The organism is Lacticaseibacillus thailandensis DSM 22698 = JCM 13996 (assembly GCF_001312865.1).
GTDB lineage: Bacteria > Bacillota > Bacilli > Lactobacillales > Lactobacillaceae > Lacticaseibacillus > Lacticaseibacillus thailandensis.
The window spans coordinates 15893-28454 of the sequence record NZ_BBER01000008.1 but is presented as its reverse complement, the minus strand read 5'-3'; the positions used below and the strand labels follow the sequence as shown (position 1 = coordinate 28454).

Annotated in this window: 11 protein-coding genes, 5 pseudogenes and 1 riboswitch; of the genes and pseudogenes, 5 read left to right on the top strand and 11 right to left on the bottom strand. The window is 56.6% G+C overall.

Annotated elements, in window-relative coordinates:
* Positions 1-2 precede the first annotated feature (2 nt).
* The 5 genes and pseudogenes from JCM13996_RS08780 (at position 3) to JCM13996_RS08765 (ending at position 2319) form a co-directional block, all read left to right on the top strand.
* A pseudogene (locus tag JCM13996_RS08780) lies at positions 3-709 on the top strand (glucosamine-6-phosphate deaminase).
* A 260-nt stretch (positions 710-969) separates the two neighbouring features.
* A pseudogene (locus tag JCM13996_RS08775) lies at positions 970-1176 on the top strand (ATP-binding cassette domain-containing protein); the annotation flags it as partial.
* Positions 1085-1438 carry an efflux permease Rv1217c-related protein gene (locus JCM13996_RS13300; protein ID WP_500778415.1) on the top strand — a complete coding sequence of 118 codons (354 nt, stop codon included), beginning with the start codon at positions 1085-1087 and terminating at the stop codon, positions 1436-1438. The pseudogene JCM13996_RS08775 and the gene JCM13996_RS13300, both read left to right, overlap by 92 nt.
* Before the next feature lie 92 nt (positions 1439-1530).
* Positions 1531-1899 carry a hypothetical protein gene (locus tag JCM13996_RS08770; protein ID WP_054750847.1) on the top strand — a complete coding sequence of 123 codons (369 nt, stop codon included), beginning with the start codon at positions 1531-1533 and terminating at the stop codon, positions 1897-1899.
* 78 nt (positions 1900-1977) lie between these two features.
* The gene (locus JCM13996_RS08765; RefSeq protein ID WP_054750846.1) at positions 1978-2319 is read left to right on the top strand and encodes a hypothetical protein; all 342 of its coding nucleotides are present in this window, start codon (positions 1978-1980) and stop codon (positions 2317-2319) included.
* A gap of 68 nt (positions 2320-2387) precedes the next feature.
* Here the strand turns inward: JCM13996_RS08765 and JCM13996_RS08760 are convergent, their stop codons facing one another.
* The 11 genes and pseudogenes from JCM13996_RS08760 to alr form a co-directional block, all read right to left on the bottom strand.
* Positions 2388-2588 (bottom strand): hypothetical protein, encoded by a 201-nt coding sequence (locus tag JCM13996_RS08760; RefSeq protein ID WP_054750845.1) that lies wholly within the window; start codon positions 2586-2588, stop codon positions 2388-2390.
* A gap of 202 nt (positions 2589-2790) precedes the next feature.
* Entirely contained in the window at positions 2791-3423 is a 633-nt protein-coding gene (locus JCM13996_RS08755) for a GDSL-type esterase/lipase family protein (RefSeq protein WP_263848906.1), read from the bottom strand.
* A 66-nt stretch (positions 3424-3489) separates the two neighbouring features.
* Positions 3490-4581, bottom strand: a complete 1092-nt coding sequence (locus tag JCM13996_RS08750; protein WP_054750843.1) for an aspartate-semialdehyde dehydrogenase — start codon at positions 4579-4581, stop codon at positions 3490-3492.
* A gap of 25 nt (positions 4582-4606) precedes the next feature.
* Positions 4607-5788, bottom strand: coding sequence for an aminotransferase class I/II-fold pyridoxal phosphate-dependent enzyme (locus JCM13996_RS08745; protein WP_054750842.1), 1182 nt, complete (start codon positions 5786-5788; stop codon positions 4607-4609).
* A gap of 33 nt (positions 5789-5821) precedes the next feature.
* The gene (dapB, locus tag JCM13996_RS08740) at positions 5822-6571 is read right to left on the bottom strand and encodes a 4-hydroxy-tetrahydrodipicolinate reductase (RefSeq protein ID WP_054750841.1); all 750 of its coding nucleotides are present in this window, start codon (positions 6569-6571) and stop codon (positions 5822-5824) included.
* Between the two features lie 7 nt (positions 6572-6578).
* A pseudogene (gene dapA / locus JCM13996_RS08735) lies at positions 6579-7426 on the bottom strand (4-hydroxy-tetrahydrodipicolinate synthase).
* A 166-nt stretch (positions 7427-7592) separates the two neighbouring features.
* Positions 7593-8742 (bottom strand): annotated as a pseudogene (locus JCM13996_RS08730) (N-acetyldiaminopimelate deacetylase).
* Positions 8743-8791: 49 nt separating this feature from the next.
* Positions 8792-9507: pseudogene (dapD, locus tag JCM13996_RS08725) on the bottom strand (2,3,4,5-tetrahydropyridine-2,6-dicarboxylate N-acetyltransferase).
* Between the two features lie 61 nt (positions 9508-9568).
* Complete coding sequence (gene lysA / locus JCM13996_RS08720) at positions 9569-10855, bottom strand: diaminopimelate decarboxylase (RefSeq protein ID WP_156321938.1); 1287 nt, start codon at positions 10853-10855, stop codon at positions 9569-9571.
* A gap of 52 nt (positions 10856-10907) precedes the next feature.
* On the bottom strand, positions 10908-11195 hold the full coding sequence (locus JCM13996_RS12995; protein ID WP_369395712.1) for an alanine racemase C-terminal domain-containing protein: 288 nt from the start codon (positions 11193-11195) through the stop codon (positions 10908-10910).
* Positions 11174-12031, bottom strand: a complete 858-nt coding sequence (gene alr, locus JCM13996_RS08715; protein WP_369395711.1) for an alanine racemase — start codon at positions 12029-12031, stop codon at positions 11174-11176. The genes JCM13996_RS12995 and alr overlap by 22 nt, the downstream gene beginning before the upstream one ends.
* Before the next feature lie 209 nt (positions 12032-12240).
* Positions 12241-12423: riboswitch (Lysine riboswitch) on the bottom strand.
* Between the last annotated feature and the right edge of the window lie 139 nt (positions 12424-12562).

Sequence of the window (12562 nt, the reverse complement as noted above, 5' to 3'; positions counted from 1 at the left end):
TCATGGACGTACGTGTATTTGATGGTAAGGCAGCGGCAAGCAAGGCAGCATTTGAAGTAATTAAGGACGCGATGAACCATGGCATTCAGACTTTGGGTCTGGCTACGGGTAGCTCCCCCGTCGACCTGTACGACGACATGACGAGTAGTGACCTGGACTTCTCCCACATGACCAGCGTTAACCTGGACGAATACGTGGGCTTGGACCCCAAGAACGACCAGAGTTACCACTACTTCATGAACCAGCACCTGTTCAGTAAGAAGCCATTCAAGCAAAGCTTCGTGCCGGACGGCCAGGCGGCAGACATTGAACAGGCCGCCAAGGACTATGACCGCATCATTGAGGAACACCCAATCGACATTCAGTTATTGGGAATTGGGCGCAACGGCCACATTGGTTTCAACGAACCGGGGACGCCGTTTGACGGTGGCACGCACAAAGTAGCGTTGACCCAGTCAACGATTGACGCTAACGCCCGCTTCTTTGAACACGAAGAAGATGTACCACGTTACGCCATTTCAATGGGCATTGGTTCCATCATGAAGAGCAAGCAAATCATCCTGCTGGCCTTCGGTGAAGACAAGGCGGACGCCATTAAGGCCACAGTCGAGGTCCAGTGACAGAGGACGTGCCAGCCTCCGTACTGCAGAAGCATAACAACGTGATTCTGTTCATTGATGAAGAGGCAGCAGCGAGGTTAAGCAAGTAGAGCCCGCGGGTAGGAAGCGCGAGCATCAGGGCTTTCTGGTCCGCACAGCTCGTTGCCAAGCCCGCTAGTAGCCCCACTAACGCAGCATTCACCCCACAACAGGCTCAACACCGGGATTTCCCGTTGCTGAGCTTGTTTTTGTTTCCGAACCAGGACGGTAACCATCCACGGTGTATCAACCAATAACCGTTGGCGCCCCACTTGCAACCGCCTACACTGAGGCCATCAAGGCCGCAGGACCGGCTGAAGGAGGCCTATTCATGACCGAAGTTGTACAGCTTGATCACCTCACCAAACGTTTTGGTAAGTTCCAAGCACTCACCAACGTCACCTTCACGATTCATCCGGGAGAAGTCTTTGGGTTCATCGGGCCAAATGGGGCTGGTAAGTCCACCACCATCCGGATCTTACTGGGCCAGTTGCGCGCCACGTCCGGTCATGCCAGTATTTTTGGTCAACCGGCGTGGTCTAACGCCGTCAGTAGGTTGCTGGCCCCTAACCCAAAACCTGGTTTGGGTCTGCCCCATTTACGGGGTCTTTTCCCTGTACCTGGGGCCACTAGTTGATCTACCCAAGTGGTGCCAGCGCATCACGCCATATGGTTGGGTGAACCACGTGCCCATCGTGCAGGTAGCCTGGCCCACCTTTAGCTGGATGGTCGGACTGGGGCTAGCACTACTCCTGGCTGGTACACTAACCTACCGGCGCCGGGATTTGACGCTCAATTAGCTACAGTTCGCCTCAGTGCTTGTCACCGCAAAGCTGTACAATGATTGTGACAACTCAGCACCACTATCTCGCTACGTTAAGGAGGCCTCACCGTGCGCCACCGTACTTTTGCTTACAGCGCCCTAGTTTTCAGCGCCTTTGCCATCTTCCTCGGCTGGATCGAACCCATCACGGCCAAGTTCGGCCACTACACCCCTGGGTTTTGGCTGGGGGTGTTGCCGCTGCTGGGTATCCTGCTGATCGTGATGGGCCCCGTCGGCACCGCCCTGGTTCCTAATGCCGACGAACGGGTCCACATTTTGGGTCGGCTGGCTGGGCCCTACGTCCTCTACCTCGTTTTGTACACGCTAGTACGGGTGTACATCGTAGCCACCGGTCCCATTACGTGGACGTTAACTGGCGTGTTGTACCTGCTGGCCCTAGTCAGTTTGTGGCTGATTGAACAGCACCATGCAAAGTAACCGCATTCTTTTTTTTGATATAATGGTCGATAAACAAATGACCCGGCCGCACGCCGGGACAAACTGGAGGCACCACTCTTGTTACGCTTACGTTTTACATACAATACCATTGTCTATACGGCACTCGTCCTTGCGTCGATTTGGCTCACCCACACCGGTTCATTTGGTCTAGCCGTTATTGGTTCCCTGGCCTTGCTGTACATCGCCATCTTCCCTGTCGGCAGCGCCATCCTCGCCGACCGTGAAGCACGGACCAAGGCCTGGCCGATCATCGGGGTGTTCTTCCTCATCTTCTTTGTGTTCCAGCTAGTCATGACCGTAATCGGCGCCACCATCCCGTTTGTTTACTGGATCGTCTTGCTACTCGTTTACTGCATCACGATTTTCGTCTTCTGGCGGCTCGACCACCGGCAACAGTAATAAGTACCCCGTAATAGTCCAAAAAGTATCAGCCACGAATCTGCGGCTGATACTTTTTTTATTAATTATTAGAATAAGCGTAACACCAGCGCGATGCCCACACCGAGGAGAAGCACCCCAAACACGACGCTGTACCATAGACCAAACCCTATAAACGGACTGGTACCGGCGTTGCCGTGGTCGCGTACCCCACGAAAAGTTTGTCTGGTAATCCAGAACTGCCACACCGCACCTAGTAGAACAACTAAACCGGTAATTTGCTCCCACATCACTATCAGCTCCTTCATTCGACCAAGTTGGCCAATTACGCCGACACCCCACTCTGCAAGTCAATTATAAGTCCGGCACGTGCACTTTGTGACATGAGCAGCAAATTTGCCGAAAAAAGGCGCCTAAATGCGTATTGCCGGCTGTACCGGTCCGCCAGCGACGCCACTGCCCGGAAAGGACGCTAATTTGTCGCTCCGTCCATTAACCTGAGCATCGCATCAGCAGGATGCCGTAACCAAACTTGCCGAAGTGTAACCCGTCATGGAGGCCTCCGTCCACCGTAGCTTCCAGATTGGGAGTGACCATAAACAGGTGGTAGAGGTCCAACACCCGTGCGTCATATGCCGCCGCGACTTTGCTCAACACCTGACCGTACTGCTGAATGCGCGCGTTGCTTCGGTGGCGCTGCAACCGTTCATTAACTGGTGGCGGCGTGATCAGCACCACGCGATCGGCCGAATATACCGCGACGATGCGCGCCACGATCTGCTCCAGGTTGACCCGAAATTGCGCGAGTGGCACCAACTTGTGTGCCGCCGCGTCATTGGTGCCGATCAGCACAAACACCCAGTCGGCGTGCGGCCGCTGAACCACGTCGTAATCCACACGCGCTAAGAGGTCCGGCGTTTGGTCGCCGCTGACCGCCGTGTTGTCCACGACCAATCCTGGCCGCCGGTTACGCAACGCCTTGTTGATCAGCGGCCCGTGCGCGTCCTCGCGCCGTGCCATTAAGCTATCTCCAGTCAGTAATACCCGCAATGTGTTAGCCTCCGTTAGTTTAGGATTTATTTTATACCTACGTACGCATTTCTGGGTGATGGCGGTTGGATCCACGATAATCGACTACCACCACGCAAACGGGGCATACCACGCGGTATGCCCCGTCAATGTCAATTCGCGTTAGTTAAACTTAGCGGCGCCACCTTCAGGCACGCGCACCAGATCGCGACGCACAAGGCACTCCGCAATTTGGACCGCGTTCCAGGCCGCACCCTTGAGCAGGTTGTCAGAAACCACCCAGGAGTTGTACGCACCCTTTGTTTCGAGGTCCGGACGAATCCGGCCGACAAAGGTGTCGCGGCTACCCTCGGCCGTCTGTGGCTGTGGGTACAACTGCGTCGCGGGGTCGTCCTGAACCACCAAACCAGGGAAATCAGCCATTGCGGCCCGCAGTTCGTCCGGCGTAGGCGTGTTGCCATCACCGACTTCAAACCATACGGACTCACCGTGGCCAACCGGTACGGGTACCCGCACACAGGTAGCCGTGACCTTGATGTCTGGAGAATTCTTGTCGCCCAACATAATCTTCTTGGTTTCGTGGATCATCTTCCACTCTTCGTGCGTGTAACCATCGTCTTCAAAGACGTCGATCTGTGGCAACAGGTTGAAGGCTAGTGGGTAGTGCTTCTTGGCCCCTTTGACCGGCAAAATTTCGGCGTTCATCGATTTGCCGTCTAGGTATTCCTGCGCTTCACGCTTCAGCTCATTGATGGCGGACTGGCCAGCACCACCAGCTGCCTGATAGGTCGACACGATGATCCGCTTCAGCCCAAACTTCTGCCGTACGGGTTCCAGCGCCACCACCATCTGGATGGTTGAGCAGTTCGGGTTGGCAATGATCCCGTTGTGACCCTCCAACGCATCCTCGTTGACTTCAGGTACAACCAACGGTACGTCGTCATTCATCCGGAAGTAAGAGGTGTTGTCCACGCAAACCGCCCCGCGCTTCACGGCTTCAGGCAACAGCTTTGCGGATACGGACCCACCAGCTGAGGACAGGACCAGGTCCACACCGTCAAAGGATTCGGGCTTGGCTTCTTCAACGGTAACGGGTTCACCCTTGAAGTAAAGCGTCTTACCGGCGGACCGGTAGGAAGCCAACAGGTGCACTTCCTTCACCGGAATGGTGGACTGTTCCAACTGCTGGATCATCCGGGTACCCACGGCCCCAGTGGCACCCAAAATTGCTACTACATACTGCTTTTCTGTCATGATCAAATCTCCCATTTACTGTCAATTAATCGACTAAGTCAGCTGCGTATGCCTGGATCCGCCGTCCGGCTTCCTCCAGGTTCTCCGTTGACGCGGCGTACGACAAGCGAATGTAGCCCTCACCGCCGGGACCAAAGACGGACCCGGGAACCACTCCGACTTTGGCCCGCTCAGCCAAATCATACACAAACTGCACATCATCCTGCGGCATCGTCGCCGGAATCTTTGCGAACACGTAGAACGCCCCGGCTGGCGTCGGTGCAGTAAAGCCCGCTTTGCTCAACGCGCCCATAATCAGGTCGCGGCGCTGACGGTAGATGTCACGCATATCCGTGCCGTCCGTCCGGCCATGCCGTAACGCTTCCTCCGCCGCCTTCATCATCGGGCTAGCGGCCGTGGTGACCAGGAACTGGTGCATCTTCCCCACCAGCTTGATCAATGCGGCCGGACCGGCCACGTAACCGACCCGGTAACCGGTCATCGCGTGCGACTTGGAAAAACCGCTGATCAGGATCGTCTGCTCGGGCAACAGGTGCCCCATACTGATATGGTCCTCCCGGTAGGTCAGCTCCGCGTATATTTCGTCGGACAGGACCACCAGGTCCGTATCCGCCAAAATTTGGGCTACTGCGCGCACTTGTTCGTGCGTATAGGTCGCACCAGTCGGGTTGTTCGGGTAGTTCAACACGATGGCTTTAGCCTCCGGGTGCGCCGCTAACGTCGCGCGTAACCGTGCCGGCGTCAGGACAAACTCCGGCGCCGTGCTGACCGTGACCACGTTCAGGCCACAGATGGCCGCCACGTTGGCGTACAGCGGAAATTCTGGGGTTGGCACAATGATGGTATCACCGGGGTTGAACAACCCCCTAATGGTGGCAAAAATGGCTTCAGTTGCACCCACCGTCACCACAACTTCACCGTCAGCCTGGTAGTGGGCGTCAAAGCGGTCGGCCAGGTACTGGCTGATTTGCTCACGCAATTCTAGGTAACCAAAGGACGGTGCGTAGTGTGACCAGTTGGCGTCGATCGCCGCTTTGGTGGCCTCCTTGATGTGTTCCGGAACCGCAAAGTCCGGCTCCCCCAGCGTCAGTTTGATAATACCGGGGATGTTAGAAATTTTGTTATCAACCGCCCGGATGGCGGACGGTGGGACCGTGCTTAACGCCTGGTTGCCGAGTCCCGTGATGCTAGACTTTAGTTCTGGCATAACAATTAGTCTTCTTTCTGAGCGCGTAGGTTGTTACAGCAATGAATCCAGGCCCACCGTCAGGGCGTTAGGCAACGTCGCCACTTTGCGGACGGCCAAACGGATCCCGGCCATGAACGAGGAACGATCATAGGATACTTGGCTGATGCTCAGGCTTTCGCCCTCGGCACCAAAGATGACTTCTTCCTGCGCCACGTAACCTGGTAAGCGCAGTGCGTGGACCGGCACGTTGTCAATCCACTCACCACGCGCCGGTGCGTCCGTCTGCTTGGGTGCAATTGGCTTGGCGGTGCGGGCCTTGTTGATGGCCTGCGCCGTGGCCCGGGCAGTCCCAGACGGTGCGTCGACCTTGTCACTGTGGTGGATTTCCACCACTTCAGCGTCCGGCATGTACTTTGCGGCCTTAGCAGCAAATTGCATCATTAGTACGGCAGAAATGGCAAAGTTCGGCACGATCATTACCTTGCGGTTGTTAGCTGCAGCCAGTTTGCCTAAGGCGTCAAAATCATCGTTACTCATGCCACTAGTCCCGATGACGGTATCAAAACCGTGGGTCAGGGAATATTCAGCATTCTTGCGGGCTGCAGTGGGGATGGTGAAGTCCACCCACACATCCGCGGTCACGTTAATGTCGTCGGTGCTACCAAAAATGGGGAAATCTTCAGCATCGCTCGCGGCACGGTCCAGTCCGCCAACAACCTGGATGTCGTCGGTAGCCTGCAACATGTGTGCTACCCTACGGCCCATCTTCCCGGAAGCACCAGATACAAATACTGTTGTCATAAAAAAATTAACCCTCCAATACTGATAGTACGTGCTGTGTCTCGGCGTCGTTCAACGGAATCATGGGCAAACGCAGGTTGTTCTTGATCTCGCCACGCTTTGCCAACGCCATCTTCACTGGCTCTGGGGATGGGTAGGCGAACAACGCGTCCATCCGGGGCAGCAGCCAGTCCATCGTTTCCTGAGCGACATCGGTCTTGCCGGCCTGGTAGTCGGTAATCATTTGGTACATTCGCTCGCCGTAGAGGTGGGAAGCCACGGAGATCACTCCGCGGGCACCGCTCTTAATGGCACCAAGCGTCTGGCCGTCCTCACCGGTGTAGACGGCAAAGTCGTCCGGCGTGTGCTGAACCAGGTAGCCAAGTCGTCCACGGTCGTGCACTGCTTTACGCCGCCAATGTTCGGGTACTTAGCCAGCTGGACGAGCGTATCGTTGTCCAGCTTGACCACCGTGCGTCCCGGAATGTTGTAGATGATCACTGGTACCGCCGAAGCGTCGGCGATGGCTTCAAAGTGGGCCACCATCCCCGCCTGGCTCGGCTTGTTGTAAAACGGGTTGACCGCCAGTACGGCGTCGACCCCGGAGATTGCACTAACCTCTTTGGCAAAGGCCACGGAAGCGGCGGTGCTGTTAGTCCCCACGTTGGCGACGACGCTCGCGCGGCCGGCAACGTGCTTGGTAAAGTGTTGGAACAACGCAATCTTTTCGTCATGGGTCAAGGTTGGTGCCTCACCGGTAGTAGCACCAACAACGAATCCGTTGGTGTGTTCGTGGATCAGCCGGTCGGCCAACTTGTCCAAGGCGTCGAAATCGATTTGGTCATCATCAGTAAACGGCGTGATGATGGCCGTCATAATCGGTTCATTCTCAAACATATTCTCCGTCCTTTCTTGAAACACAAATGATAGCACTTTTTTTTCTGGTTGTGAACGTTTTAAATTAGTTTGGTTTTGGTACCGGCTGGTGGCGTTGGCCGCCGCCGTGGACGCGTGAATCTGTGCTCGCGGCACACGCCAACTACTACTGCATCCGGTGTTCGAAGAAGCGGATGAAGGCGTCGACGCCGGGTTTGATGGACGCCTCGTCCGGACTCAGCTTATCGCTGTGTAGCGTGTGCTCCGGGTCGTTGACCCCGAGCCACGCCATGGTGCCCGGGAACTTCTGCGTCAGGAAGCCAAAATCCTCCCCGGTCATCGCTGGTTCTGCCTCCGCAAAGTCGGTCTGCGGATCGCCAGCCATGAACTGCATCATGTCCGCCGTCTGTTCGGGCGCGTTTTCTACCGGCATGTATCCGCCCTGGATCAGCTTAAGGTCCACATCGATGCCGTACGTGGCGCCGACCCCGTTAGCAATGTCACGCACACGTTGCTGCATCATCTCAATATCCGACTGCCGGAATGCCCGGATGGTCCCCATCAATGACGCCTCACCGGGAATGATGTTCGGCACCGTCCCGGCGTGCAACTCGCCAATCGTGACGACCCCGCCACGCAGCGGGTCCACGTTACGGGACACAATCGTTTGCACCTGCATCACGAAGCTGCCGCCGCTACCAGTGGGTCTTTGGCCCGTTGCGGGTACGCCGCGTGCCCACTCAGGCCACGGAAGGTAATGTAAATTTCCGTAGTTCCGGCAAACAGCGTCCCCTGCCGCGTGGCCAGCTGACCGGCTGGCAGGGCCGGATTGTCGTGAATGGCAAAGAATTCATCCGGTTTCCAGTCGCCGCTGAACGCACCCGCCTGGTAGACCCGGTAACCGCCGTAATCTTCCTCCTCAGCAGGCTGGAAGAAGAACAGCATGTTGTCACGCGGTTGGTTGACCGCAAAGTGCTGGAGGATTCCCAGCGCCACGGTCATGTGTACGTCGTGACCGCAGGCGTGCATCTGGCCTGGAATCGTCGAAGCAAATGGCAAACCGGTGGCTTCAGTGACGGGCAACGCGTCAATATCGGTACGGTAACCAATCGTTCGCAGCGGATCCGTCCCGGCCAACCGCACCATGATGGCGGTTGGTACTTCCGGCACACCTTTGATAGTCATCCATGGCGTTTGCAGGATTTGATCAGCTGCATGAGGTAGTCGTGGGTCCGCGTTTCGTGCAACGCGAGCTCAGGAATTTGGTGCAAGTCGCGTCGAATCTTGATCAACGCGTCGGCATCTAAGTCTGTCATAAACACAACTCCTTTTCTTGAACCCAACTAACGCTATGCCAGCCCAAAACTACAGCTGACGCAGTGCGTCGATCAGCCCAGTCTTGCTGTCAGTCTTGGCATCCTTCATCTTCAGGACCTTGGCGGGCACGCCGCCAACCACGGCATTGGCGGGCACGTCGTCAATGACCACGGCACCGGCAGCAACAACCGCACCTTTGCCAATGTGAATGCCTTCCAGCACCACCGCGTTGGCGCCAATCAAAACGTCATCTTCAACGATAACGGGTGTGGCGGACGCTGGTTCGACCACGCCGGCCAGGACGGTCCCGGCACCAATGTGGCAGTGCTTGCCCACGGTCGCACGGCCACCAAGGATGGCGCCCATGTCGATCATGGTACCTTCACCGATCTTAGAACCAATGTTGATGACGGCCCCCATCATGATGACGGCGTTGTCATCGATAGTGACGTGTTCACGGATGATCGCACCCGGCTCAATGCGCGCGTTGATGTTGCTAATGTCGAGCATCGGCACCCCGGTGTTACGGCCGGTCACTTCAACGTGAGCGTTGGTAATTACAGCTTTGTTTGCGTCCAGCCATGGCTTGATGCTAGCCGCGTCGCCGTATAGCTGACCGGTCTTGACGTCCAGAAAGCTCTCAACGCCAGCCGGTACAGCGGTCAGTTGCTGGTATCGCCAGCAAAAACAACGTGCATCGGCGTTGACTTGGGTGCGTTGGCGATATACTCGATAATCTGTTCTGCGTTAAATGGTTGTGCCATAGTGTTGCTTCCTCCTATATGGTTGGTTGCGTCAATCAATTTTTAAGGTTAATTCACAATGTTAATCGTGCTGGTATGGTTCATCAAAGGCGACGAGGTCCGCCCACGTTTCGCGCCGTACCACGACTTGGGCCTGACCGTCCTCACAAAAGACGACGGCGGGCAACGGGTTCCGGTTGTAGTGCGAGGCCATGGAGTAACCATATGCGCCAGTCGCGAGTACGGCCAGAATGTCGCCCGGTACGACTGGCGGCAGCGCCGCACGTTCAACCAGGATGTCACCCGATTCACAATACTTACCGGCTAACGTCACGACCTGCGTGGTTGCAGCGTGCGGACGGTCGGCCAGCACGGCTTCGTATTCAGCTTGGTACAAAGCCGGACGGATGTTGTCACCCATCCCGCCGTCGACCGTCTGGTACGTCCGGACACCCGGAATCTGCTTGGTCCCGCCGGCCGTGTATAGCGTAATCCCGGCGGCACCCACGATGGAGCGCCCGGGCTCGATCCAAATAGCGGGCAGCGTCCAATTCGTGTCGGCGAGCCCCGTTTGGATTGTCGACACGAGGGCGTCCACAAACTCCGTCGGGGGAATTGGCGTGTCGGCATCCGTGTACTGAATGCCAAAGCCACCGCCCAAATCCAACACTTGCGGGGCGTAATCCCACGCCCGAACGAGGTCGACTAGCTTTTGCGCCTCCGCAACGAACCCATCAACCGCAAAAATTTGCGAGCCAATGTGGGCGTGCAGGCCCAACAAGTTGAGGTGTGGGGCCGCCTGGGCGGCAATCAGCGCGTCGTGTGCCTGCCCGCTGGCGACGTCAAAACCAAACTTACTGTCTGCTTGGCCCGTCATGATGTACTCGTGGGTGTGGGCCGACACGTCCGGGGCAATACGTAGCAAGATATCCTGAACCACGTGACGGGCGGCCGCCAATTCTTCCAGGCGGTTCAGCTCAAAGCGGTTATCCACGATAATCGTACCTAACCCTGCATCCAGGGCCAGCTGCAGTTCCGCGTCAGACTTATTGTTACCGTTGAACGACACGTGAGCCATATTGACCCCAGCGCGCTGTGCGGTCACAATTTCGCCCCCTGATACCACGTCGAGGTGGGCACCCTCACTGACCGCCACCTGGAACATGGCGATGGTAGCAAAGGCCTTAGCGGCGTAACTGACGGTGTAATCCACCTGATGGGCCGCAAACGCCGCCCGGTACGCGCGAATGTTGGCGCGGATAACGCCCACGTCATATGCATATAGTGGCGTACCGAACTCGCGCGCCAATTCACTGGCAGTGACGCCACCAATGGCCAGACGCCCCTGTGCGTCCGTTGAAACCGGAATGGTCATGCAATACCTCCATTAACGGTGCGCCCCGATTGCGCACCGACGTGTTCTAATCACTAATTTCACGAATCAACCGGTCGTTCAGGTTGATCGACAATTCCCACGGGGCAAAGCCGGTGAAGTTAGCCCACTCATCCAGGGTGATTTCCTCATCCCCGTCGCGACCCAACACCGTGACCTTGGTGCCTAACGGTAACGGGCCGGGCAGCCGGATCATCATGGCGTCCATGGCCAGCTTACCCAAAATCTGGCACCGCTGACCGTTGACCAGCACTTCAGCACCAGTCAGCCGCCGCGTCAGACCGTCACCATAACCTAGCGGAATGGTACCGACCACTCGCCCTCTTTGGCCTCATAGATGTGGCCGTAGGAAATTCCGTCACCCGCATGCATCTGCTTGACGAAGATCAGTTGCGTCGTCAGCGTTAGCACCGGCTCCAGGTAACTAGCATCCCGTAGCTCTCCCAACGACGGCTCAATGCCGTACACCACGGTGCCAGCGCGGATGACGTCGGTCGGGATTTCGTCGGCATGGTACATCGCGGCCCCCGAGTTGGCGACGTGCACCATCGGCGGGTGCGGAAACGTGTCGGTAAGCTCGTGCCAGCGGGCCAGCTGCTTGTGGAAGTAGTCGACCTCGGACGAGTCTGCCTGGGAAAAGTGGGTCATCAGCCCGTAGTAGTTAAAGTCGTGGGGATGGTCCTGCATGAACTGCAGGCTCGCGTCCATTTCTTTGCGACTACGGTAACCGATCCGACCCATACCGGTATCGATACCCATCGATACTTTGAGCGGCCGGGCTGCCTGTGCCAAGTAGGGCTGCGCGTCGTGGAGCCACTGGTCACTGGCCACGGTCGTAATCAGGTCGTTGTCCGCTAACTCCTCCGCGTACTGCGGCATCACGATACTCATCACCAAGATGGGCACCGTAAAGCCGTGTTGCCGCAACGTTAGTGCTTCGTCCAGGACGGCCACCGCCAACCCGTCCGCACCGCCATTCACGGCGGCGCGACTCATTTCGAGCAACCCGAAACCATACGCGTTCGCCTTCACGGCCAGAAAGACCGTTTTGGCGTGTGCCGCCTTCCGCGTCTCCGCGATGTTGTGCGTTACCGCATGCTGCGATATATATAATTTTGTTGGACGATGATCAGCTGTGACTGCATGAACCAAACCCCCTACGCGTCAATTGTCATTACTACGTGTCCGACCAAATGGACACACTACTGCATATTATAAGGTATAGAGGGGGCGCTGACCATGGCGGTTGCCAGAACGGTAGCACGTTCAGATGGCACGAAAAAGCCCATCCGGCGTGCGTTATTCGCATACCAGATGGGCTTGTCAAAGTCTTCGTTAAAAAAAACCGTTGGTCCATAATGATTTACGATAGCGCTCCGCAGCCGTTAACTGCGACAGTCCAGCGGTTATTCACCGGTGGCCCAACCAACCAGGCTTACACTTGCCCAGTTGATTTCGGCGGTCTTCCCTTTCATGCGCCCGCACCGTTGAGTGTAATCAACTTGGACGCGCTACTCATGGCAACCGCAACCTCTATCTTTTCTAATTATCGTTAGGTTACAATTAATATACGCACTCTGTCAACCCAACGTTGACGCTAAACTGGTGTTTCACGGTACAACTAGTTGGTAGTTAAAATCCAGGAGTGCTAGCAGAACGACGGCGGGGTGACCAAAGATGTAG